The sequence below is a fragment of the Pseudonocardia sp. genome, from assembly GCF_035305885.1.
Classification (GTDB): Bacteria; Actinomycetota; Actinomycetes; order Mycobacteriales; family Pseudonocardiaceae; genus Pseudonocardia.
The window spans coordinates 19351-41434 of sequence record NZ_DATGOP010000018.1; the positions used below are offsets into that span (position 1 = coordinate 19351).

At 73.7% G+C, this 22084-nt stretch carries 23 protein-coding genes and 1 pseudogene; 12 read left to right on the forward strand and 12 right to left on the reverse strand.

Going from position 1 to position 22084, the window contains the following annotated elements:
• Window positions 1-628: 628 nt before the first annotated feature.
• From VKZ81_RS02885 to VKZ81_RS02895, 3 genes and pseudogenes are all read right to left on the reverse strand, one after another.
• Window positions 629-788, reverse strand: a pseudogene (locus VKZ81_RS02885) (IS110 family transposase); the annotation flags it as partial.
• A gap of 53 nt (window positions 789-841) precedes the next feature.
• Entirely contained in the window at window positions 842-1489 is a 648-nt protein-coding gene (locus tag VKZ81_RS02890) for a nitroreductase family protein (protein ID WP_324239807.1), read from the reverse strand.
• Complete coding sequence (locus tag VKZ81_RS02895; protein ID WP_324239808.1) at window positions 1486-2376, reverse strand: alpha/beta fold hydrolase; 891 nt, start codon at window positions 2374-2376, stop codon at window positions 1486-1488. The genes VKZ81_RS02890 and VKZ81_RS02895 overlap by 4 nt, the downstream gene beginning before the upstream one ends.
• A gap of 441 nt (window positions 2377-2817) precedes the next feature.
• On the opposite strand from VKZ81_RS02895, the gene VKZ81_RS02900 reads away from it, so the two are divergent.
• Both VKZ81_RS02900 and VKZ81_RS02905 read left to right on the forward strand, forming a co-directional pair.
• Window positions 2818-3561 carry an alpha/beta hydrolase gene (locus VKZ81_RS02900; RefSeq protein WP_324239809.1) on the forward strand — a complete coding sequence of 248 codons (744 nt, stop codon included), beginning with the start codon at window positions 2818-2820 and terminating at the stop codon, window positions 3559-3561.
• A 62-nt stretch (window positions 3562-3623) separates the two neighbouring features.
• Window positions 3624-5030, forward strand: coding sequence for an MBL fold metallo-hydrolase (locus VKZ81_RS02905; protein ID WP_324239810.1), 1407 nt, complete (start codon window positions 3624-3626; stop codon window positions 5028-5030).
• A gap of 10 nt (window positions 5031-5040) precedes the next feature.
• On the opposite strand, the gene VKZ81_RS02910 is transcribed toward VKZ81_RS02905, so the two are convergent.
• On the reverse strand, window positions 5041-5904 hold the full coding sequence (locus VKZ81_RS02910) for a universal stress protein (protein WP_324239811.1): 864 nt from the start codon (window positions 5902-5904) through the stop codon (window positions 5041-5043).
• A 311-nt stretch (window positions 5905-6215) separates the two neighbouring features.
• Here VKZ81_RS02910 and VKZ81_RS02915 point away from each other — a divergent pair, with 311 nt between their 5' ends.
• Together VKZ81_RS02915 and VKZ81_RS02920 are read left to right on the forward strand one after the other, a co-directional pair.
• Window positions 6216-6725, forward strand: a complete 510-nt coding sequence (locus VKZ81_RS02915; RefSeq protein WP_324239812.1) for a CBS domain-containing protein — start codon at window positions 6216-6218, stop codon at window positions 6723-6725.
• A gap of 380 nt (window positions 6726-7105) precedes the next feature.
• Window positions 7106-8962: a sensor histidine kinase gene (locus tag VKZ81_RS02920; RefSeq protein WP_324239813.1), complete on the forward strand. Its 1857-nt coding sequence runs from the start codon at window positions 7106-7108 to the stop codon at window positions 8960-8962.
• 16 nt (window positions 8963-8978) lie between these two features.
• Here VKZ81_RS02920 and VKZ81_RS02925 read toward each other — a convergent pair whose 3' ends face one another.
• Complete coding sequence (locus VKZ81_RS02925; RefSeq protein ID WP_324239814.1) at window positions 8979-9416, reverse strand: pyridoxamine 5'-phosphate oxidase family protein; 438 nt, start codon at window positions 9414-9416, stop codon at window positions 8979-8981.
• A 115-nt stretch (window positions 9417-9531) separates the two neighbouring features.
• Window positions 9532-10146: an Rv1733c family protein gene (locus tag VKZ81_RS02930; RefSeq protein WP_491723607.1), complete on the reverse strand. Its 615-nt coding sequence runs from the start codon at window positions 10144-10146 to the stop codon at window positions 9532-9534.
• Between the two features lie 327 nt (window positions 10147-10473).
• Between VKZ81_RS02930 and VKZ81_RS02935 the strand changes: the two genes are divergently transcribed.
• Complete coding sequence (locus VKZ81_RS02935) at window positions 10474-10860, forward strand: hypothetical protein (protein WP_324239835.1); 387 nt, start codon at window positions 10474-10476, stop codon at window positions 10858-10860.
• A 387-nt stretch (window positions 10861-11247) separates the two neighbouring features.
• Here VKZ81_RS02935 and VKZ81_RS02940 read toward each other — a convergent pair whose 3' ends face one another.
• Window positions 11248-11541, reverse strand: a complete 294-nt coding sequence (locus tag VKZ81_RS02940; protein ID WP_324239816.1) for a hypothetical protein — start codon at window positions 11539-11541, stop codon at window positions 11248-11250.
• A gap of 223 nt (window positions 11542-11764) precedes the next feature.
• Here VKZ81_RS02940 and VKZ81_RS02945 point away from each other — a divergent pair, with 223 nt between their 5' ends.
• The 3 genes from VKZ81_RS02945 to VKZ81_RS02955 all read left to right on the forward strand — a co-directional run bounded on the left by VKZ81_RS02945 (window position 11765) and on the right by VKZ81_RS02955 (window position 12970).
• The gene (locus VKZ81_RS02945) at window positions 11765-11995 is read left to right on the forward strand and encodes a hypothetical protein (RefSeq protein ID WP_324239817.1); all 231 of its coding nucleotides are present in this window, start codon (window positions 11765-11767) and stop codon (window positions 11993-11995) included.
• Window positions 11996-12192: 197 nt separating this feature from the next.
• Complete coding sequence (locus tag VKZ81_RS02950) at window positions 12193-12657, forward strand: pyridoxamine 5'-phosphate oxidase family protein (protein ID WP_324239818.1); 465 nt, start codon at window positions 12193-12195, stop codon at window positions 12655-12657.
• A 67-nt stretch (window positions 12658-12724) separates the two neighbouring features.
• Window positions 12725-12970, forward strand: coding sequence for a hypothetical protein (locus VKZ81_RS02955; protein WP_324239819.1), 246 nt, complete (start codon window positions 12725-12727; stop codon window positions 12968-12970).
• Between the two features lie 49 nt (window positions 12971-13019).
• Here the strand turns inward: VKZ81_RS02955 and VKZ81_RS02960 are convergent, their stop codons facing one another.
• The gene (locus VKZ81_RS02960) at window positions 13020-13784 is read right to left on the reverse strand and encodes an IclR family transcriptional regulator (protein ID WP_324239820.1); all 765 of its coding nucleotides are present in this window, start codon (window positions 13782-13784) and stop codon (window positions 13020-13022) included.
• Window positions 13785-13879: 95 nt separating this feature from the next.
• Here VKZ81_RS02960 and VKZ81_RS02965 point away from each other — a divergent pair, with 95 nt between their 5' ends.
• The 3 genes from VKZ81_RS02965 to VKZ81_RS02975 are packed head-to-tail and all read left to right on the forward strand — an operon-like array spanning window position 13880 to window position 16882.
• Window positions 13880-15250: an MFS transporter gene (locus VKZ81_RS02965; protein WP_324239821.1), complete on the forward strand. Its 1371-nt coding sequence runs from the start codon at window positions 13880-13882 to the stop codon at window positions 15248-15250.
• A 2-nt stretch (window positions 15251-15252) separates the two neighbouring features.
• Window positions 15253-16308 carry an amidohydrolase family protein gene (locus tag VKZ81_RS02970; RefSeq protein ID WP_324239822.1) on the forward strand — a complete coding sequence of 352 codons (1056 nt, stop codon included), beginning with the start codon at window positions 15253-15255 and terminating at the stop codon, window positions 16306-16308.
• Window positions 16309-16357: 49 nt separating this feature from the next.
• Complete coding sequence (locus tag VKZ81_RS02975) at window positions 16358-16882, forward strand: inosine/xanthosine triphosphatase (RefSeq protein ID WP_324239823.1); 525 nt, start codon at window positions 16358-16360, stop codon at window positions 16880-16882.
• A 41-nt stretch (window positions 16883-16923) separates the two neighbouring features.
• Here the strand turns inward: VKZ81_RS02975 and VKZ81_RS02980 are convergent, their stop codons facing one another.
• The 3 genes from VKZ81_RS02980 to VKZ81_RS02990 all read right to left on the reverse strand — a co-directional run bounded on the left by VKZ81_RS02980 (window position 16924) and on the right by VKZ81_RS02990 (window position 19774).
• On the reverse strand, window positions 16924-17700 hold the full coding sequence (locus VKZ81_RS02980) for an isocitrate lyase/PEP mutase family protein (protein ID WP_324239824.1): 777 nt from the start codon (window positions 17698-17700) through the stop codon (window positions 16924-16926).
• A 72-nt stretch (window positions 17701-17772) separates the two neighbouring features.
• On the reverse strand, window positions 17773-18441 hold the full coding sequence (locus VKZ81_RS02985) for a type 1 glutamine amidotransferase (RefSeq protein ID WP_324239825.1): 669 nt from the start codon (window positions 18439-18441) through the stop codon (window positions 17773-17775).
• A 1-nt stretch (window position 18442) separates the two neighbouring features.
• Window positions 18443-19774: an NAD(P)/FAD-dependent oxidoreductase gene (locus VKZ81_RS02990; protein ID WP_324239826.1), complete on the reverse strand. Its 1332-nt coding sequence runs from the start codon at window positions 19772-19774 to the stop codon at window positions 18443-18445.
• A gap of 166 nt (window positions 19775-19940) precedes the next feature.
• On the opposite strand from VKZ81_RS02990, the gene VKZ81_RS02995 reads away from it, so the two are divergent.
• Window positions 19941-20693 (forward strand): IclR family transcriptional regulator, encoded by a 753-nt coding sequence (locus VKZ81_RS02995; protein ID WP_324239827.1) that lies wholly within the window; start codon window positions 19941-19943, stop codon window positions 20691-20693.
• Window positions 20694-20733: 40 nt separating this feature from the next.
• Here the strand turns inward: VKZ81_RS02995 and VKZ81_RS03000 are convergent, their stop codons facing one another.
• The gene (locus tag VKZ81_RS03000; RefSeq protein ID WP_324239828.1) at window positions 20734-22077 is read right to left on the reverse strand and encodes a trimethylamine monooxygenase; all 1344 of its coding nucleotides are present in this window, start codon (window positions 22075-22077) and stop codon (window positions 20734-20736) included.
• Window positions 22078-22084: the final 7 nt, after the last annotated feature.

A 22084-nucleotide genomic window follows, 5' to 3' on the forward strand; every position in this document is an offset into this window, starting at 1 on the left:
CACGCCCGTTCGCAACGAGCCCGCTGCGGCCGGGTGCCACCGGCCGAGGGGCGGCCGGGGAACTGGCACCGCTCTCCGTCCCGCGCCGTGAGTGACGCACCTGGGCATCGGAGGCCGGTCCGGTCGTCGAGCAGCAAGCAGCGATGTACCCCGCGATACCGAGCAACCCGGTCTCGACATCGCGATCGCTCAGGGCCTCGAACCGGGGGAACGGGTCGACCGTGCCGAACATCGGATTCTCCCTCACCGGATGTGTGAGACGAGGATGACACCCGGGTGCGACAGCTTTGGGGGCGCGGATCAGGTTCCGCGGAACCCGAGATTCGACGCAGCCGCCTCCTGGCGGCGCCGCGCGAACACGGGCAGGCCTCCAACCTGCCCGGCGAATTCCTCCCCGAAAGGGGGCCGCAGACGCTCGCAGGTCAAGGGTCGGGAAGCGATCCGCGGAGCGGACGCCGACAGGCGCCCTTGACCTGCGAGGAGCGGTCCCGCACAATCCGCCGCGCCACCAGGAGGCCCACCGGAGCCGCGCACGGGGAACAACGAAAACCAGGTTCCGCGGAACCTGAGAGTGAGGCTGCCTCCTGGTGGCGCACGCGGAATAGCGGCGGGTGAGCACGATCCGCTAGAGGGCGGCGTTCGCTCGTCGGTCGCCGCCGCGGTTGAGCCGGTGCCGGCGCTGCGCCCGGAGGAGACGGCGAGGGTGCGGCGGCGCAGAGCGTGGCGAACGCCGTCTCGGAGCGCAACCGGTGCGGGTTGTTCCCGGCGGTGGCCGGCAACCGCCCCGCGCGCTCGGGCCGACCAGGCAGTCAGCAGGCCACCCCGCGCAGAGCTCGGTCCGCTACCACTTGTTCCAGTGCAGGACCTCGTCGACCGGCACCCGGGGCGCGGGCGTGAACTCCGTGCCGATCGTGTGGGCGACCGGGATGACCGCGGCCTGCATGACGGAGTCGTACGGGATCCCGAGCAGCTCAGCGACCTCCCGCTCCACCGCCATGTTGCCGGTGGTCCACACGGTGCCGAGACCGTGCAAGCGGGCGGCGAGCATGAAGCTCCACACCGCGGGCAGCAGCGAGGCCCAGCGGCTCGCCTGCCGGTCGGCGCCGAGCCCGTCCGTGCGGCCCTCGATGCACGGCACCACCAGCGCGGGCGCCCGGTGCAGGTTCGCGCCGAGGTGGCGCAGCCCGCTCCACACCTTCTCCATCGAGCCCGGGGTGCGGTAGGCGCGGCGCAGCGCCGCCTCGGACATCGAGCTGTCGCCCTGCCCGAGGCCGCGCCGCCACAGCTCGGCGAGCGCCGCGCGCCGCTCCGGCTCGGTGACGATCACGAAGTTCCAGCCCTGCTCGTTGCGCCCGCTCGGCGCCTGCAGCGCGATCTCGACGCACCGGCGCAGCAGCGCCGGGTCGACGGGGCGGTCCAGGTCCAGGCGGTGGCGGACCGCGCGGGTCGTGGTCAGCAGCTCTTCGGCGGAGAGGTCGAGGACGGTCACGACGCCACGCCCGCTCGCGGCTCGAGGTGCGCGAGGAACGTCTCGACCGCGTCGACGACGCCCTGCGGCGCCTCCTCGGGGAGGTAGTGGCCGCACGGCAGGGCGTGCCCGCTCACGGCCGCCGGATCGGCGTGGTGCTCCTTCCAGATCCCCACGACGTCGCGGCCGGCGAGGCCGCCGTGGCCGCCCCAGAGGGCGAGCAGCGGGGCCCGCACCCGCGCCCCGCGGGCGTGGTCGGCCTCGTCGAGCTCGAGGTCCGACGTGAAGCCCTCCCGGTAGTCCTCCAGCGACGCGCGCAGGTGCGCCCGGTCGCTGAAGGCGGCCACGTAGTGCCGGAACGTCGCCTCGTCGACGGCCCCGGAGGCGACCACCCCGCCGAGGAAGTGGCGCAGGTAGGCCTCCACGTCGCCCGCGATCAACGTCTCCGCGAGGTCGGTGTGCCGGTGCAGGAACCAGTGGAACATCGCGCTCGCCGAGTCGCGGTCGAACGAGTTCATCACGACGCGCGTCGGCAGGATGTCCAGCAGCACCAGCGCGTCGATCTCCGCCGGGCGGTCGAGCGCCCAGCGGTGGGCGACCCGCGCGCCGCGGTCGTGGCCGACGACGATCGCGGATTCGTGGCCCAACGCCCGGATCAGGCCGCTCAGGTCGCGCGCGGTCGCGCGCTTGCCGTACCCGGTCGCGGCGAGCCCCGAGTCGCCGTACCCGCGCAGGTCGGGGGCCACCACCGTGCGGCCGCGGCTCAGCGGGCCGATGACCTTCCGCCAACAGGCGCGCGTCTGCGGCCAGCCGTGGAGCAGCACCACCAGCTCCGGACCGTCTCCCACGACGCGGTAGATCAGCTCGACCTCCTCGACGCGCACGGACTCGACCGTGTCCCGCGGCATGCGACTCCCTCCTGCGACCTGTCGTGCCGAGCCCATCCTGGCCGCGTCCGCCGGCCGACCCCAGCATTCGTTGCCGCTCAGTGGCAAGGTTGCGCACCGCCTCCGCCGTACTCCCGGGTCGCGGGTGCCCCGGAGGGTCGGACCGCGCCCGCTGGAAGGCGACGACGGCCTCGCCATCCGCCCTCGCCCACTCCGTCAGCGCCGCGTTGGGCTCCACGAGGGAGCGGCCGAGAGGGCGAAGATCGTGACCACCGCCCGCTTGCTCGCAACGACCTCGATCACCAGCTTTAGGGAGCAGTCGGCGAGGAAGGCAGGGCCGGGGAGCAGGGCCGGGGCGCAGGCTCACCGACCGGACGTCACCGATGGGCACCCATCGGCTGCCTAGCCTTCGTGCCCGGGACGCGGCCCGCGCGCCCAACCGCTCAACGAGAAGGGGCCGTCATGCCGACCCGACACCACACGTACCTCCTCGTCCACGGCGCGTGGCACGACGGGCGGGTGTGGCGGCGCGTCGCCCCGTTGCTCGCGGCGGAGGGCCACCGGGTCCTCGCACCCTCGCTCACCGGCCACGGGGACAAGGCGCACCTGCTGGGCCCCGAGGTCGGACTGACCACCCACGTCGACGACGTCGTCGGGCTCGTCCTCGCCGAGGACCTGCGCGACGTCATCCTCGTCGGGCACAGCTACGCGGGGATGGTGATCTCGTCGGTGGCCAACCGGATCCCCGAACGCCTCGCCGGCCTGGTGTACGTCGACGCGTTGGTGCCGGAGCACGGCGAGACGGTCGTCGACGTCGTGCCCGCCACGCGGCCGATGATCGAGGCGGCCTCGGGCGGCGACGAGCCGTGGCGCATCCCGCCGCCGCCCGCACTCCCCGCGCCGATCGGCCTGTTCGGCGTCACCGACCCCGACGACGTGGCCTGGCTCGAGACCACGCTGGGCGACGAGTCGGTCCGCTGCTTCGCCGAACCCGCCGAGCTGGACAGCCCGGCCCAGGCGTCGATCCCCCGGACCTACGTCCTGTGCGTCGGCAGCGAGCCGCCCGGGATGCAACGCAGGCCCGCCCCCGCGGCGCGGCCCGACGGCGCGCCGACCCGCGTCCGCGAGCTGCGCACCGGCCACGACTGCATGCTCACCCGTCCCGCCGAGCTGGCCGACCTCCTGCTCGAGGCCGCGGCGGGGTAACGGCGCGGGCTCGGCGGACGAGCCGGACGGAGCGGAAGTCCGCCCGTCGGAAGGGGCCCGTGATGACCCAGGCGACACCGGCCGGAGGCGTCCCCACCGACCCGGTGGCGGCGCTGCACGTCGAGACCGTCGAGACGGAGGGCCTCGGCGACCGCAGCTACCTCGCCCACGACGGGCGGACCGCCGTGGTCGTCGACCCGCAGCGCGACATCGACCGGTTCACCGCCCGGCTCGACGCCGCCGGGCTGCGGCTCAGCCACGTGGTCGAGACCCACGTGCACAACGACTACGTCTCCGGCGGGTTGGAGCTCGCGCGCTCCACCGGGGCCACCTACGTGCTCGGCGCGGGTGACGACCTGCGCTTCGAGCACCAGGAGGTCCTCGACGGGGACGTGCTCGAGGCCGGCCGGATGCGGTTGCGCGTGGTGCACACCCCCGGGCACACCCACCACCACGTGAGCTACGTGCTGCTCGACGCCGCGGGGCGGGCCCGGGGTGTGTTCACCGGCGGCTCGATGCTCTACGGCGCCACGGGGCGCACCGACCTGGTGAGCCCGCAGGACACGCGCCCGCTCACCCACGCCCAGTACCGCTCGGTGCGCCGGCTCGCCGCCGAGCTGCCCGCCGAGACCCCGGTCTACCCCACCCACGGGTTCGGCAGCTTCTGCGCGGCCACCCCGACCGCGGGCGGCGCCTCCACCGTCGGCGCGCAGGCGCGGGTGAACCCCGCGCTGGTCATGTCCGAGCCCGACTTCGTCGAGACGCTGATCGCCGGGCTCGGGGCCCACCCCGCCTACTACGTCCACATGGCGCCGCTCAACCGGCGAGGGCCCGATCCGGTCGACCTCTCCCCGCCCGAACCGGTCGACCCCGCCGAGCTGCGCAGGCGGGCCGCCGCCGGGGAGTGGGTGGTGGACCTGCGGCCGCGCGGCGCGTTCGCCACCGCGCACCTGGCCGGTTCGCTCGGGTTCGAGCTGTCTGCGAGCTTCGTCACCTACCTCGGCTGGCTGCACCCGTGGGACGCCCCGCTCACCCTGATCGGGGAGTCGCCGCAGCAGGTGGCGCAGGCCCGCCGCGAGCTGGTCCGGATCGGGATCGACCACCTGTCCGGCGCCGCCTGCGGCGAGATCCGCCGGCTCGCCGGCGGGGATCCGCTGCGCTCCTACCCGGTCAGCGACTTCCCCGGGCTGGCCGCCGCGCTGGCCGCGCCCGGATCCCGGATCACGGTGCTCGACACCCGGCGCGACGAGGAGCGCGCCGCGGGCGCGGTCGCCGGCTCGGTGCACGTCCCGTTGCACGAGCTCACCGCCCGGCTCGACGAGGTGCCCGAGGGCGAGGTGTGGGTGTACTGCGGCTCCGGCTACCGCGCCTCGATCGCGGCCTCGATCCTCGACGCCGCCGGCCGTACCCCCGTCCTGGTCGACGACCGCTACGCCAACGCGGTGCGCGCCGGGCTGACCGGCGGCTGACCGGCCCGGGTCACGACGGGCCCGCGCCGTCCGGGACGGGCGGGGTCACCACCACCGGGCAGGGCGCGAACTCGACCAGCGCCCGGCTGGTGGAGCCGAGCCCGAGGCCGCGCGCCGGCCGGTGGCCGCGGTGGCCGACCACGAGCAGCCGCGCGTCGGGGGCACGGTGCAGGAGCGCCCGCAACGGGGTGTCGTGCACCAGCTCGGTGCGCACGTCCAGGCCGGGGTGGGCCCCGCCGACAGCGCGCGCCTCGGCCGCGAGCCGCTCCCCCGCCTCCCGCTCGTGGCCGACCTCGTCCACCCGGCGGCGCAGGCGCCCGTCCGCATCGACGACCTCGGTCCAGGCGAGCACGAGCACGAGCTCGGTGTCGGCCCGCGCGGCGAGGTCCGCCGCGAGGAGGCCGGCGGCCCGGGCCGTGGCGGAGCCGTCGACGCCCGCGACCACGGGGCCGCGGCGCGGAGGCGGTGCCTCGGGGCCCGCGCCGCGCACGACGGCCACCGGGCAGGGCACGTTCCCGGCGAGCGCCAGCGCGACGTGGCCGGCGAGCATGCCGGCGATGGCCCCGTCGCCGTAGCTGCCCAGCACGAGCATCCCGGCCTGCGGCGCGCGCTGGGCGAGCACGTCGGCCGGGGCCCCCGCAGCGACCTCGGTGCGGCTCGCAGCCGCCCCGGCCCGCCGGGCCCCGTCGGTCAGCTCCACGAGCCACGCCGGCGGCGCCGACCCCACCTCGGGTGACCCGTCGGGCACGGCGTGCACGAGGTGCAGCGGGGCGGCCCAGGCGGCGGCGAGGTCAGCCGCCCAGCCCGCTGCGGCGCGGGCCGAGTCCGAGGCGTCCACCCCCACCACCACCGGGCGGTCTGCGCGGGTCTCCACGGATCCTCCTTCCGGCCGCCGGCAGCAGGACCCGCCGGGCACCCCTCACTGTGCGCCGACGCGGCGAGCGGCGCCACGGGACGACGGGCCCCCGTCCGGGGGTGTTTCGGCCCGGCCCGACGCAGACCACATCCGGCCGCCCGCCCGGAAGGGGCGATGGTCCCGAGCCGAGGAGCCGTCGGTCGCCCACCGGCCGGGCCGTCCGGCGACCTCGGCCACCGCCGCACGGGTCGTCCGCCCCTGGCAGGGGCAGGGCCGAAGGGGCATCTTCGTAATCGGGAAGATCGAGGTGAGAGGGGGTCGATTCGACGATGACGATCGCGAGGACCTGGCCCCGCCCGTGGCGACGGGCAGCGGCGCCGGAGCACGACCACGACGACCCGCTCGTCACGGAGCTGATCACGGCACCCCTCGTCACGATCGCGTGGGACGCAGGCCTCGCGACCGCGTTGAAGCTGATGGCCGAGAACCGGGTGCGGCACCTGCCCGTGCTGGACCGGGTGCCCGTGCGGGACCGGACCCGCTGCCTCGGCCTCCTCCACGAGTCCGACGTCGTGGACCAGCTGATCTCCGGGCCCGTGGTCAGGCGTTGGATGCGGCCGATCGCCGAGATCGTGCGGCCCTCGCCGACCGTCGCCGCGACGGCGCGCCGGTCCGAGGTCGCGCGCGTCATGCAGGAGACCGGGGCCGACGCGGTGCTCGTCACCGCGGAGGACCAGCTCGTGGGCGTCGTCACCACCACCGATCTGGTCCGCTCGCTCGCCGGCGTGTTCGTGCAGGTGGACGACGAGCTGGAAGAGGAGATCGCACAGACGGCCTGACCTGGCCGACCTGACCCGCCCGACCCGCGGCGGCTGCGGGAGCGGGGCCCGGGAGCCACCGGGCCCCGCTCCCCAGTGCAGCTCGGCAACCCCCGGGCCGTGTCGGAGGTCTCCGGTGTGGGCCGCCCGTCAACGGTCCACGCCGGTGCCCGGGCGCCGCGCACGCTGTGCGCCCCCGCGCGACAGCGGCGACGTGGACGCCCGCTCGCTCCGACACCACGAGACTGCCCCGCCCGCTCGGCACCCGGCAGGGCCGGAAGTCCCGCCCCACCGGTCCGGCGGTCCCGCTGTCGCGTTGTGCATACCGGCCGGGACGAGCAGCATGGGCGTGCGGGGCAACCGGAAGCACGCCCCGCCTGGTGAGACCCGAGAGGCGTGCTGTGCGATCCGACGAGCGGATGTCGTCCGAGGAGAAGGACCCTGCCGAGGAGCAGACGTCGAGGATCAGCGGGGAGGACCTGCGCCAGGAGGGCGGCGGCCAGTACGCGCAGGGTCCGGTCCGCCGCGTCGCCCCCGGATCGGTCCCCACCCCGGCCCCCGGTGAGCTCACGTTCCCCGACATGCCCCGCATGGAGCTCGACCAGCTGCTCACCCAGCTCGTCGAGCGGGCCCAGGAGGTCATGGCGACCCAGGGCAGGTTGCGCGGGCTCCTGCGGGCCAACCAGATGGTCATCGCCGGGCTCGACCTGCCCGCGGTGCTGCGGCGCATCGTCGCCGCGGCGCGCGAGCTGGTCGGCGCCAAGTACGCCGCGCTCGGCGTGATCGCCCCCGCGGGCGGGCTGGCCGAGTTCATCCACACCGCCCTCCCGGAGGGCACGGTGGAGCGCATCGGCCACCTGCCGCAGGGCAAAGGGCTGCTCGGGGCGCTCATCGACGACCCGCGCCCGATCCGGCTGGCCCGCATCTCCGACGACCCGCGGTCGGCGGGCTTCCCGCCCGGCCACCCGCCGATGACGAGCTTCCTCGGCGTGCCGATCTTCATCCGCGACGAGGTCTTCGGCAACCTCTACCTGACCGAGAGCACCAAGGGCGCGTTCACCGCCGAGGACGAGGAGCTCTGCAGCGCCATCGCCGCCACGGCGGCGGTCGCGATCCAGAACGCGCGCCTCTACGAGGCCGCCCGCACCCGTAGCGAATGGCTGCAGGCCACCGCCACGATCACCCGCCAGCTGCTGTCGCCCGAGGCGGAGGACGGGCGCCCCCCGCTCGAGCTGATCGCCCGGCTGAGCATGGAGGTCGCGAAGGCCGACCTCATCACCGTGTCCCTTCCCGCCGGGGACGACCAGCTGCGCATCGCCGAGGTCGCCGAGGCCGAGCCGTCGGGGGTGCACCGCGGCACCCGGGTTCCGGTGGCGGGCACCCTGGTCGGCCGGGTGTTCGGCAGCGGCGAGCCGCTCCGGCTGCCGCACCTGGAGGACGTCGAGGAGCGCGAGGCCCTCAACGTCACCCGCCTCGACGTGGGACCGGTCATGGTCGTACCGCTGCTCGGTTCGAGGGGCCCGCGCGGCGTGCTGGCCGCGGTGCGCAAGCGCGGCCGGCTCGCGTTCACCGACACCGACCTGGACATGGCCACCAGCTTCGCCAACCACGCCGCCATCGCCGTCGAGCTGGCCCAGGCCCGCGCCGAGCAGCAGCGCGCCGCGATGCTCGACGAACGCGACCGGATCGCCGCCGACCTGCACGACCAGGTCATCCAGCGCCTCTTCGCCGCAGGGCTTTCGTTGCAGAGCGTCGCGACCAGCCTCGGCCCCGGCCGCGCGGCCGATCGGATCCTCGCCACGGTGTCCGATCTCGACGCCACCATCAGCCAGATCCGCACCACGATCTTCGAGCTCCACGACCAGCGCACCGCCGCCCCCGACGGGCTGCGGGCCCAGCTGGTCGAGGTCGCCGCCGACGCCGCCAAGGCCCTCGGGTTCGACCCGGCCGTGCGCTTCGAAGGCCCGGTGGACACGCTGCCGCCCGATGTCGCGGAGGACGTCGTCGCCGTCCTGCGCGAGTCGCTGGCGAACGTCGCCCGCCACGCGCGCGCCAAGAACGCGACCGTCGAGCTCAGCGTCCAACCCGAGCAGCTGGTCCTGACCGTCCACGACGACGGCGTCGGCATCGGCGACGTCCCGCGCGCGAGCGGCCTGCACAACATGCGTCGCCGCGCCGAACGCCACCAGGGCGAGTGCCACGTCACCCGCCGCCGCCCGCGGGGCACCACGGTGCGCTGGCGGATCCCGCGCGCGTAACCGGTACCGGCGGCGGTTACCGCCGTGCCGCCGCGGCGGGCGCGCCGCGGGAGCGAGGGCCGATCCGGCGGCCCGACAGCAGGGGCAGCGGGATGCCGACCGCGATGTCGGAACGCCGCGACCACGGTGGCAGCCCGCGGCGCACCAGGTCCCGCACCCGGGCGGGATCCACGATCTCGTACGCGGCGCCGATGCCCAGCACGCTCCACCCGGTCCGCGTGTCCGGCGCGACCCGGTCGACCTCGAACGCCACCACCCGTCCCACGGTCGCGGTGGCGAGCCGGCCGGTCCGCGCGGCGCGGAACACGACCTCCTCGCCGTCGAGCACGTAGGCGACCGGCCAGGCCGCGGGCAACGCACCCTCGGTGAACACCACCCTGCCCACGCGCTCGCTCGCCAGCAGTCGCAGGCACTCGCCGCGGGTCATCTCGACGAGCTCGGGACTCGGAAGCACCGCCCACCTCCCTGCAGCTGCGGACCGCGCCAGGGTGCGCGCGGCCGCGCCGCGGCGGCGGAGGCCAAGGGCCCGGGTGTACGGGCGGAAGGACCCGATACGGCCGGAACGCCCTTCAGAGCAGGTTGCGCCGCCACTGCGGCTCCACGGCCGCCCACTCGCGCTCCCACCGCCGGTCGTTGACGAGCCCGATGAGGTAGCGCGCCCCGAGCCAGGTGGCGACGAGCAGCGTGCCACCCGCGCACAGGATCCCGACCGCGACGGCGACCCCGGCCACGACGGCGCTCGCCGCGCTCGGCGGGCGGTTCGTGATCTCGCCCGCGTCGTCCACCCAGACCTCGACCTGCGCCCCGGCCGGCTGGGCCCCGTCGACGGTCACCATCCCGCGGTGCTCCCGGCCGGACCGGTCGGTCCACGCCGCGAGCGCCCGGGTGGGCACCGGCCACCCGCCCTCGCCGACCTCCACCGGCGCGGGCTCGAGCAGCACCGCGCGCGTCGCGTAGGTGGTGTCGCGTTGTTGCTCGGCGCGTTCGAGCTCGTTGCCGTGCACCGCCAACCCGACCACTCCCGCGACGACGATCAGCAGCAGAGCCGCCGCAGACAGGATCCAGGCCACCAGGTCCTCCACGCGGTCCGTGCCGCGACGCGGCAGTCGACCCGGCGCCGGAACCTGGTCCGGATCAGGGCGCACGCCGTCCTCCCTTCGTCGTCGTTGCGCACCTCGGCGCACCTTCGTCGTCGATCCCGAGACCGATGATCCCCGTCCTGCGGGCGGTGGGTCAGCGGCTGGGGACCTCGGCCCCTAGGGGCGGGAGTCCTCTCCCGGTGGGACCATCGTCGCTGGTCACAGCGGTCGGGGCGGGCGATCGTGGAGGCCGGCCGAGCCCCCGCGGGGCCTTGCCGCCGCCCGACGTGCCGTTCGTCACCCCACCGCCCCGGGCGACCCGCCCGGGCCCGCTGCACGACTCACCGTGTCGAGGGTACGACACACCGTGATCACAGGAAGGAGCGCAGGGACGTGGACGTGGTGGCGGCAGCAGCCTTCACCTGGCTCGGCATGGTGCTGGCGATCTCGTTCCTCGAGGCGCCGCTGAAGTTCCGGGCGCCGGGCGTGACGGTCCAGCTCGGTCTGGGCATCGGGCGGCTGGTGTTCGCCGCGCTGAACAAGGTGGAGATCGCGCTGCTGGTGGTCGTCGGGGCCGCGCTCGCGCTGGCGGGCGCCCGCCCGGTCCCGGTGCTCGCCGCCGCGGTGCTCGCGGGCGGGCTGTTGGTGGCGCAGCTCGCGGTGGTGCGCCCCGTCCTCACCCGCCGCTCGGACGAGGTGCTCGCCGGGGGCGACCCGAGCCGCTCGCGGGCCCACCTGTGGTACGTGGCGCTGGAGGTGGCGAAGGTCGTCGCACTGGTGGTGCTCGGCTCCGCAGCACTACTTGCGCAGGTCAGTTGATTGCTAAGGTGTAAGTGCACTCCTGATCATGGCGCCCGCCGCGCGTGATCCGGGGTGCGATTCGTGAAGACAGGGCGGCAGCCGCCGGTCCGGACGGACCGGCCCGGCGGGGTGCGGCGGACACGCGCGATGCAGGACCGACAGCGATCGGCGCGGCTGGAGCGCCGGAGGCGAGTGCCGGGGACGGGTGCGTCCGAGCGTTCCGCCCGAACGCACCCGTTGCGGCCTGCGCCGCACGCCGGTGACCCCGGTGCGCGACCCCCCTCCCCGCCGGAGAGCGCGTTCCCGCGCCCTCCACCCCAGACTTCTCCAGCGGCACCGGGCCGCCCCAGGGCCGAAGGTCCCGACCGGGGCGGGACGTGGCGCGGACCGCGCCAGGGCGCCGGGTCAGCCGGGACCGCGGTGGTCGAGCACGGCCACCCTGATGCGCCGGATCGATGCGTCGAGCCCCTCGAGCAGTCGGTCGAGCTCGTCGCGCGCCTCGCCGTCGACCTGCGACCGCAGCAGGCGCAGGTCGAGCGCGGTGCGGAACAGCACCTGCACGACCGCGTCCCCGTCGAAGGGATCCCCGAGGGGCTCGGGCCACGGGTCCGCGCGCACGGGGGCGTCCCGTGCGGGGTCATCGCCGTCCTGTCCCCCGTCGCCGTGCGACATGCGCTCCTGGTGCACTGGGACCTCCACGATGCTCGCCCCGCAGCACGGCCCACCGTCGTACCACCGGGCCACACCCCGGACCAACGGCCATGCGGGCCCCGGTCGCTCCGGCTGAACTGCCCCGACCGGATGAGCGACCCCCGCCGACGGGCGCAACGCCGGGGCGGCACGTCCCGACAAACCGGGCCTTCCTGCCCTGTCGCCGCCGAGGTGCCCGGGAGACGGTATCGACGACGAGTGAGGAGGGACGATGGACTCGACCACGGTCGCTGCGACGAAGAGCGCAGCCCGGGCGAAGAACCCAGCCCCGAAGATGCCGGCCCGTCCGCAGGCGGACCGGCGCTCGGCGAACGCCGCTGCCGTCGAGCTCGAGGAACGACGGGTGCTCGCCACGCTGCACGGCGACGACGACGAGCGCGACGACCTGCTGCTGCGCCCCGTCCACGACCACCCGGGGGTGCGCCGACGACGGCTCGCCTGACACCCGCCCGCTCCGCGGAGAGCTCCGCGGGAGCTCTCCGCGGGGTCGGCGGATCACCACCGCCGCCCCTGTGATCGACCCGTGATCGTGGAACTCGCCCGATGGGGACCTTCGACCCTGTCCGCAAGCCGAGCGGCAGGGCATCGTGGTCGCCGGTCCGAGTGCAACAGAGACGGGTGCGAAGGACAGGAGCGGCTGTGGCATCCGCAGACCCCGCGGCGACCGCCGAGTTGATCGAGCTCGACGAGGCCGAGTGTCTTCGCCTGCTCGCGGGAAGCGAGATCGGCCGCGTCGTCTTCACCGATGCCGCCCTCCCGGCCGCGTTGCCGGTCAACTACCTCCTGGACGGCCAGGAGATCGTCTTCCGCACCGGTGACGGGAGCAAGCTCGCAGCCGCCGCCCGCAACTCGGTGGTGGCCTTCCAGGTCGACCAGATCGACCCCGAGACCCGCACCGGGTGGACGGTGCTCGGCGTCGGCGCGGCCTACGAGGTGGTCGTGCCCGAACGCCTCGCCAAGCTCGCCACCCGCCTTCCCGAGCCCTGGGCGCCCAACCGCACGGAGCACACGATCGCCGTGCCGCTGCAGCGGCTCAGCGGACGCCGCCTCGTCCGCGGGACCGGCCGGCCCACCCCCGGGTCGGTGACCCCCGAAGAGTCGTAAGTCCCTTGCCGCCTCCCCGCGTGTCGGCGATGCTCCCCGCCGCACGGTGCCCGATAACGTCCCGGAGATGTCCATGCCGTCGAACCACTCCCCGGTCGACCCGGTCGTCCACGACGACCCCGCGGTCGCCGCGGCCGTCGCCCGGCTGTCCGCCGAGTTCGCCCCGCGGGTGCAACCGTCGGTCATCAGCCGCGTGGTCGTGGGGAGCCGGGTCGACCTGAGCGGCGCGCCCGGCCCCGCCCTCCCCGAGCTGGTGGAGCGCCTGGCCCGGCAGCGGCTGCTGCAGGCGGCGGGCGCGGACGCAGGCGCCTGACACCGGCCGGTCCGTACAAGCCACGAGCCCGGCCTGGCCCGAGAGGCGCTCACCCGCCCGACCGCAACGCCTCCGACACCGCCCCGGCGGCGGCGACGACCATGCCGGCGAGCGACCGCCCGACCCGCTTGGTCGGCATCCGGCTCGACGGCAGCACCACGTTGACCGACGCGACCGGCACCCCGGTGGCGTCCCGTACCGCCGCCCCGACCGCGCATACGCCGGGTTCGCCCTCCTCGACGTTCATCGCGAACCCGGCCCGGCGGATCGCGGCGAGCTCCCTGGTCAGTTCGGGCCAGCTCGACACCGACGCCTCCGTCCGCCGCTCCAGGCTCCGACCGGCGAACCGGCGCTGGAACTCGGCCCGCGGCAGCACCGCCATGATCGCCTTGCCCGCCGCGGTGCAGTGGGCCGGGATGCACACCCCCGTGCGGTTCCCGACCCGCACCGTGCGGGTCCCTTCGATCCCGTCGACGAACCGGATCTCCCGGCCCTCGAGCACGCCGAGGCTCACCGTCTCCCCCGTCTGCGTCCACAGCCGCTCCAACACCGGCCTGGCCACCTGACGGACGTCGAACCGGTGCACCGCAGCCAGCCCGATCTCCTCCAGCACCGGACCTGGCCGGTAGGGGCCGTTGCGGCTGTCCTGCACCGCGAAACCCTGCGCGCGCAGCGTGTTCAGCAGGCGGTGCGCTGTGGACGGGGCGACGGCCAGCATCTCGGCCACCTCGGACAGGCGTAGCGCCCGGTGCTGGGCCAGCAGCTGCACCAACTGCAGCGCGTTGTCCACCGATCCGAGCGTCGGTTTCGCCATAGCGGAATTCTAGAAGCAAGATCTTCCTCTGATTCGAAGTGCGTGCTTGTCTCGGTCCCGAGGTCACATCGCGGTGCCCGAGAGGCAGGAGTCCCTTGTCGCCCACGCAACCGATCGATGCCACCGGAGAACTGCGAAGCGCCCGGTTCGGCCGCTTCCACCTGGTGCTCGTCTCCGCCGTCCTGCTGGCTCTGCTGTTCGACGGCTACGACACGCTCAACCCGGCCTACGTCATCCACTACACCGCTGAGCCGTGGCACCTCAGCCACAGCGAGACCGGGTTCCTGGTCTCCTCCGGCCTCATCGGGTTCCTCGTCGGCGCGCTGGTCCACGGCCCGATCGCCGACCGGGTGGGGCGACGGCCGGTGTTGCTCGCCGCGTTGGCGGGCGCCGGGTTGTTCAGCCTGCTGACCGCCGTGGCCGCGCACGGGTTCGGCTCGTTCGTCCTGATGCGCTTCCTGACCGGCCTGTTCCTCGGCGTGATCATGCCGTTGGGCACGGCCTACATCAACGAGTTCGCGCCGGCCCGGTCGGCGAACCGGGTCGTGGCCGCGGCACTGGCCGGGTTCTGCCTCGGCGGGGTGCTCGCCTCGCTCGTGGGGATCTACGTGACGCCGACGGCGGGGTGGCGGTCGCTGTACTGGATCGGCGCGGCGCCCCTGCTGCTCGCCGTGCTGCTGCGCCCGCTGCTGCCGGAGTCGGTGCAGTTCCTGGTGCTGCGCGGGCGGCACGCCGACGTCGCGCGCACGCTCGCGAAGATCCGGCCGGACCGCGACTACGAGGGTGCGCGGTTCCTGCAGCCGCGGGAACGCGCCTCGACAGCGGAGATGCTCGGCACCGTGGTGGGGCGCCGGCTCCGGCCGAGCAGCATCGCGCTGTGGGTGTGCGCCTTCATGATCCTCTTCTGCATCTACGGCCTGTCCGGGTGGCTGCCGTCGGTGATGGAGCAGCGCGGCAACACGTTCGCGGCCTCGTTCTGGTTCCTGGCGATCCTGCAGCTGGCCGGCATCGTCGGCGGGATCACGGTCGCGACCCTGTGCGACACGATGCGCGCCGACCTGGCCAAGGGCCTGGTCACGCTGATGGCGATCGCCACGCTCGCGGTGGCGCTGGTGGGCGTGACCGGTGGTTCGGTGGCCCCGCTGGTCGCCACCGGGTTCGCGGGCCTCGGGATCATCGGCGGGCAGTCGGCCCTGGACACGCTGGCCGCCCAGACCTATCCGGCGCACCTGCGCAGCACGGGCACCGGGATGATGTTCGGCATCGGCCGCGTCGGCGGCATCCTCGGCCCCTACCTGATCGGCTGGCTGCTCGACTGGACCGACGGCGCCACGGGCGTGGTTTTCGCGGCCCTCGTCGTGGCCTCCGCCGTCGCTGCGGCGTCGGCCGCCGCGCTGGTCGTGTTCCGCCGCCGCCTCTCCTCCGCTGTGGACCTGCCCGGACCCCCCGTTGCGGCGAAAGGATGACGATGAGCTACCTGCGGATCGCCACAGAAGAGGCCTACGCCCCCGCGGAGCTGTTCGACCTGTACCGCGAGCTGCTGCCCGACACCGACGACATCGGCTTCCGCAGCCTCATGGGCCACTACCTGACCAGCGACGCCGAACGCCCCCGGTTCGTGCGCAGCCGGCTGACCGACCTCGGTGAGACCCGGTTGTCCGAGATGGACGCCGCGGGAGTCCACCACGCCGTGCTCGCGCTGACCTCGCCCGGCACGCAGGTGCTCGAGGACAAGCACGCCCGCGAGATGGCGACGCTCGCCAACGAGCGGATCGCCGAGGCCGTGCGCAAGCACCCCACCCGGTTCTCCGGGCTCGCCGCCGTCGGCTTCGACGACATCCCGTCGGCCGTCGACGAACTGGACAGGGCGGTGAACACGCTGGGGTTGAAGGGCCTGATCTGCAACTCGCACATCAAGGGCCACTACCTGGACGAGCCGCGCTTCCGCCCGCTCCTCGAAGCCGCTGAAGCGCTGGACGTGCCGGTCTACCTGCACCCGAACACGCCGCCGAACGACATGATCCGGCCGATGCACGAGGCCGGGATCGACGGCGCGATCTTCGGGTTCGGCGTCGAGACCGCCACCCACCTCCTGCGGATGATCACCTCGGGTGTGTTCGACCGGTTCCCCCGGCTCAAGCTCGTCGTCGGCCACCTCGGCGAGGCGCTGCCGTACTGGTTCTACCGGCTGGACTACATGCACGCAGGCCAGGTGGCGGCGAGGCGGTACGAGGCGATCAAGCCGCTGGAGCTGAAGATCAGCGAGTACTTCCGCCGCAACATCTGGCTCACCACGAGCGGGATGCCGTGGGCACCCACCATCATGTACGCCAGGGAGGTCGTCGGCGCCGACCGCGTGATGTACGCGATGGACTACCCGTACGAGTACGTGCCCGAGGAGGTGCGGATGCAGGACGCCCTGCCGCTGAGCCCGGAAGAGCTGAAGGAGTTCTTCCAGGACATCGCGATCCGGGTGTTCGGGCTCGACGAGGAGGTGCTCACGGGCCGAGCCGGCGGCCGGTGACGACCCGCGTGGCGCGGGCGGTGCGGCCTCGCCGTACGATCGTCGGGCGATGCTCGTCGCCGTCGGCTCGAAGAACCCCGTCAAGATCGAGTCCGTCCGGCTCGCGTACGCCGCGCTGCGACCGGACGAGCAGCGCTCCGTCGAGGGCTGCGAGGTCGACTCGTCGGTCCCCGACCAGCCGCTGAGCGAGGACGAGACCAGGCTCGGCGCCCGGATGCGCGCCCGGCGCGCCCGCGAGGCGCTGGGCGCCGACCACGGCGTCGGCCTGGAGGGCGGCCTGCAGGAGCTCGACGGCCGCTGGTTCAACTGCGGCTGGGTCTGCGTCGTCGACGCCGACGGCCGGGAGGGCCTCGGCGCGACGATCCGCATGGTCGTCCCGCAGCCCGTCATGGACCTCGTGCTGGCCGGCCACGAGCTCGGCGAGGCGTGCCGGCGCGTCCTCGCCGCCCCGGACGGCGCGCCCGGCAACGGCCACTTCGGGCTGATGACCGGCAACGCCGTCGACCGGACCCGCGCCTACCGCGACGCGGTCGTCGCCGCGCTCGCGGGCCTGCGCCACGCCGCACCGCGCTGAACCGGGCCTCGCCAGGAGGCCTACCCGCCAGCCGCCCCGGATCAGCGCGCGTAGGGGTCGCCGCCTGCCGCGATGGTGCGCAGCGCGGCGTCGAGGTGGCCGTGCAGCAGCCGGAACAGCCCTGGTCCGAAGCTGATCCGCGCCACCCCGGCCCCGGCGAGCTCGGCGAGCGACGGCCCGCCCGGCAGGTAGGCGAGGTTCACCGGCGCGCCGATCCCGTCGACGAGCGCCCTCGCCACGTCGAGGTCCAGCCCGTCGACCACGAGCGGGTAGACGCAGTCCGCCCCGGCCTCGACGTACGCCCTCCCGCGCCGCACCGCCTCCGCGACGAGCTCCTCGCGGGGGCCCGAACCGTGCAGGAACACGTCGACCCGCGCGTTGATCACGAGGTCCGGGGCGGCCGCCCGGACGCCCGCGAGCAGCTCGACCTGCTCGGACAGCGGGGCGAGCCCGCCGGTCCGGGCGTCGGTGTCCTCGAGGTTGCACCCGACGGCGCCCGCGGCGGACAGCCGAGCGGCGATCTCGGCCGCGGGCAGCCGGTAGCCGCGTTCGACGTCGGCGGTCACCGGGACGTCCACGGCCGCCGCTATCCGCGCCACCGCCGCGAACATCTCGTCCGGCGGCGTCTGCTCGTGGTCGTCGTAGCCGAGGGCGGGGGCGATGGCGGCGCTCGCGGTGGCGACGGCCGGGAAGCCCGCCGCCACCACCGCACGCGCCGTCGCCGCGTCCCACGCGTTGGGCAGCACCAAGGGCGTGCCGGGCACGTGCAGGGCGCGCAACCGGTCGGTCGGCCCGGGCCCGTTCGATTCGGGAGTCATGCCTCGACGCTACGGCCTGGGCTCCGGCTGCGGGCGTGGCTTCGGCTCGTGCACCGCCGAGGCCACAGTGGATCAGACCCCGACCCCGGCCCGGGCGAGCATCCGGTCGACGAGGGCGTCGAGCCGGGCGCGCGCCTGCGCGGCGCGCCGCTCGGTCTCCTCGAGCAGGGCCGTGGGGTCGAGGCCGAGCCGGTCGAGCGACCCGCGGTAGCGCTCGGCCCACACCCGCACGCTCGCGAGCGTGGCCTCGGGGTGGAACTGCACGCCGAGGTGCGGCCCGTGCCGGAAGGCCTGCACACCGACATCGGTGCGCGCGACGACGGTGCTCTCCGGGCCCGGCTCCATCAGGTCGAGGTGCCAGACGAGCCACGGTCCCGGCTCGACGAGGTCCGGCTCGGTCGTGTCGACGCGCAACCAGCCGATCTCCGGCCCGCCCGGGGCGGGCCGGACCATCCCGCCGAGGACCCGGCACAGCAGCTGCGCGCCGAAGCAGATGCCCAGGACCGGGACATTCGCGCGCACCGCCCGTGCCAACAGCTCCCACTCCCGACGCAGGTAAGGCACAGACTCGTCGGCGGCGGAGTCGTCCGACCCGAGCGTGACGACGAGGTCGAACCCGGTGGGGTCGGGCAGCGGGTCGCGCGCGTCGACCACGAGCTGGTCGGCCCCGAGCTCGGCCAGCCGCTCCCCCACCAGGCCGGGCGGGCAGTCGTCCTGGTGCTGGACGTGCAGGACCCGCACGTCAGCTCCAGGGGAACGGCGAGTTGCTCGTCGGGTGCAGCTCACCGGTCTGGTAGCGCGAGAAGCGGAACGGCTCGAGCAGCTTGCTCTTCTCCCCGAGCAGCTCCCCGGCGACGAGCTCCCCGATGCCGATCATCTTGTAACCGTGGTTGGAGTCAGCGATCACGTAGGCGTTCTCACGGAACCGGTCGAAGATCGGGAAGCTGTCGGGGGTGAAGGCGCCGAGGCCGCCCGAGGGCTCGTTGCGGTAGAGCGCGCGCTTGCCCTCGAACCGCTTGTGGCAGTGTGCCAGCGCCGAGGTCCACATCCGCGCGAAGTCCTGCCCCACGGTGAACTCCGGGCTCGCGGGGCCGTAGGGGTCGACCGCGACCTCCGCAGCGGGCCGGTCGACCGGGACAGGCGCGGCGCCGCCCTGCACCCCACCGAAGGAGAAGTCGGGCTTGTAGTAGATGCCCCACATCTGGTCGGTGATGAGGCTGCCGTCGGTGTCGTCGTAGAGCGGCTGGTCCGAGTCGACGTGCAGCACCGGCGGCATCTCGCCGCGGTTGTCGCGGAACTCGCCGGGGTCGACGTCGAGCACGCCCTCCTGAAGCGCCCAGTAGGTCCACATCGGACGGTCCGGGTGCACGGTGCCGTCCGGGCCGGTGACCGGGATGCGCTCGGGCAGGTCCAGCATCGCCCACAGGTCGCGGATCCAGGGCCCGACGGCGATCACGACCTCCTCGCATCGGATCGCGCCCTGGTCGGTCTGCACGGCCGTCACGGCGCCGCCGTCGACGTCGAACCCGGTCACGCGTACGCCGGTGCGGATCCGCACGCCCTCGGCCTCGGCCTTGCCAGCGAGCCCCTTGAGCGAGGCCAGGTTGTGGGCGTAGCCGCCGCGCTTCTCGTGCAGGACGGCCGTGATCCCCGGGGCCTGCCAGTCGGCAAACAACCCGGTCATGTATTCCCGGCAGGCCTTCTCGCCGACCACGAGCTCGGACTCGTAACCGATGGCCTTCTGCTCGGCGTAGATCTGCTCGATGTCGGCCCGCATGACCTCGGGAGCGATCTGGATGTAGCCGACCCCGTGGTAGGCGAAGGCCTCCGGGTCGGACTCCCAGACACCGACGGAGTGCGCCATCAACTCGCGCATCGCCGGTTGGAAGTAGTTGTTGCGAACGACGCCGCACGCCACCCCCGAGGCGCCGGCCCCGATCCCCGACTTGTCGATCACCAGGACGTCCTCGCCGCCGCCCTTGCCCGCCACGCGAAGGCGACGGGCGAGGTTCCAGGCGGTGGCCAGACCGTGGATTCCGGCACCGATGATCACGTAGCGGGCGTTGTCGCTCATGCTGGCTCACTCCGGACGACGCGATCGGACGACGGACAGCCATGGGACGGGCGCGCTCCGAGGGCCTGACCTGCGAGCGCTGGCATCATTGCCCAGCCTCCCAAGCCGGGCCTGGCACAATTGCCCTTTCGGCAATACCATCTCCATAGCTACAGGTGACGATACTATGGCTCGCACTGGTCGACCAGCGGCTCGACAGGTCGGATCGGTTCAGCGCGCGATTGATGTGCTGGACGCGCTCGCGGAAGCGGGCACCGAACTCGGCACGAACGAGATCGCGCGCCGCACCGGCATCAACGTCAGTACGATTTCGCGGCTCCTGTCGACGCTGACCTCGGCGGGCCTGGTGCAGCACGTGCCGTCCACCGGTCGCTACCGGTTGGGCATCCGGATCATGCAGCTGGCCAACGCCGCCCGCGACAGCCTCGACGTGCGCCAGCTCGCCCGGCCCTTCCTCGAAGAGCTCAGCGCGCTCACCGGCGAGACCACGACGCTCTCCCTGCCCGCCGTCCACGACCTGGTCACCATCGACTTCGTGCCCAGCGCGCACTCGGTGCGCAGCGTCGCCCAGATCGGGCGCAACAGCGTGGCGCACGCGACCGCGGTCGGGAAGGTGCTGCTGGCCTGGGGCGGGCAGCTCCCCGAGGGGGAGCTACCCGCTTACACCGAACGCACGATCACCGACCGCGAGGCGCTGGCCAGGGAGATCGAGCAGGTGCGGCGGCGAGGCTGGGCCCAGGCGATCGGCGAACGCGAGGACGAGCTGAACGCCGTGGGTGTGCCGGTGCTGGACCGCACCGGAACGCTCGTGGCCGCCCTCGGTGTGCAGGGTCCGGCGAGCCGTTTCACCCCCCGCGCCATGCGGGCGGCGATCGACCCGCTCGTCGAACGCGCGAAGGCGCTGGCCGCGGCGCTCTGACCGGCGCGCCGCGCCCCGTCGGTCGCGGCGCGCCGGCACCTCAGGAGTCGGTCCGCAGGAAGGTGGCCAGCGAGTCGTCGAGCTCGTCCCACCACGCCGTGTGGTGCACCGGACCCACCGTCCCGGTGCACGGCGAGGAGAAGGACCGGTCCCGGTAGCCGGTGATGCTCTCGACCTTGTGGTGCTCCCAGGTGTGGAAGTGCTCGCGCGCGAGGTCGAGGTCGAACTCCGGGTAGTCGAGGCCCCTCAGCAGGTCGCGCATGTAGTCGGTCTGGAAGTCGATGTCGGCCGCCGGGCCGTCGAGGGTCTCCTGGCGCTTGCGCCATGCCGCGATGTCGGCCTCCATCTCCCCCCGCGACGGCAGCTCGATCCGACCGAGCACGACGTCACGGGCGAACCACGCCTGCGCGTCGAACATCGTGAACGTGTAGTACTGGTCCTGCATCCCGAGGTACATCAACTTCGGGTTGCCGGTCCAGACGACGCCCTTGTAGAGGTTCGGCGGGTACAGGACGTTGTCGGTGCGCAGCCGCAGGCTGTCTTCGATGAACGGGAACCAGTGGCGGTACCCCGTGCACAACACGATCGCATCCACCGTGCGCGTGCTCCCGTCCACGAAGTGCGCGGTCCGGCCCTCCACGCGGTCGAGCCTCGGCACCTCGCAGATGCCTTCGGGCCAGTCGAACCCCATCGGCGCGTTGCGGTATGAGATCGTGACGGAGCGCGCCCCGTACTTCTTCGACTGCAGCGCGATGTCCTCTGCCGAGTAGCTGCTGCCCAGGACCAGCAGGTCCTTGCCGGCGAACTCCTGGGCGTCACGGAAGTCGTGCGCGTGCATCACCCGACCCGGGAAGGTGGCGAACCCGGGGTACTCGGGCACGTTCGGCGTCGAGAAGTGCCCGGTGGCCACGATGACGTGGTCGAACTCCTCGACGCGGGTGGAGGCGGTCGGACGGGACTCGACGGTCACTTGGAACACGCCGCGGGCTGAGTCGAAGCTGATCCACCGCACGGCCGACTCGAACTGGATGTGCTGGCGGATGTTGCTCTTCTTGGCTCGGCCGGTGATGTAATCGAACAGCACCTCGCGCGGCGGGAAGGACGGGATCGGCTTGCCGAAGTGCTCGTCGAACGAGTAGTCGGCGAACTCCAGGCACTCCTTCGGCCCGTTCGACCACAGGTAGCGGTACATGCTCCCGTGCACCGGGTCGCCGTACTCGTCCAGCCCGGTGCGCCAGGTGTAGTTCCACAGGCCGCCCCAGTCGCTCTGCTTCTCGAAGCAGACGATCTCGGGCACCCGTGCACCGTTGCGCCGGGCTTCTTCGAAGGCGTGCAGCTGGGCCAGACCGCTCGGACCGGCACCGATGACGGCGACGCGTGTCATGTGTCCT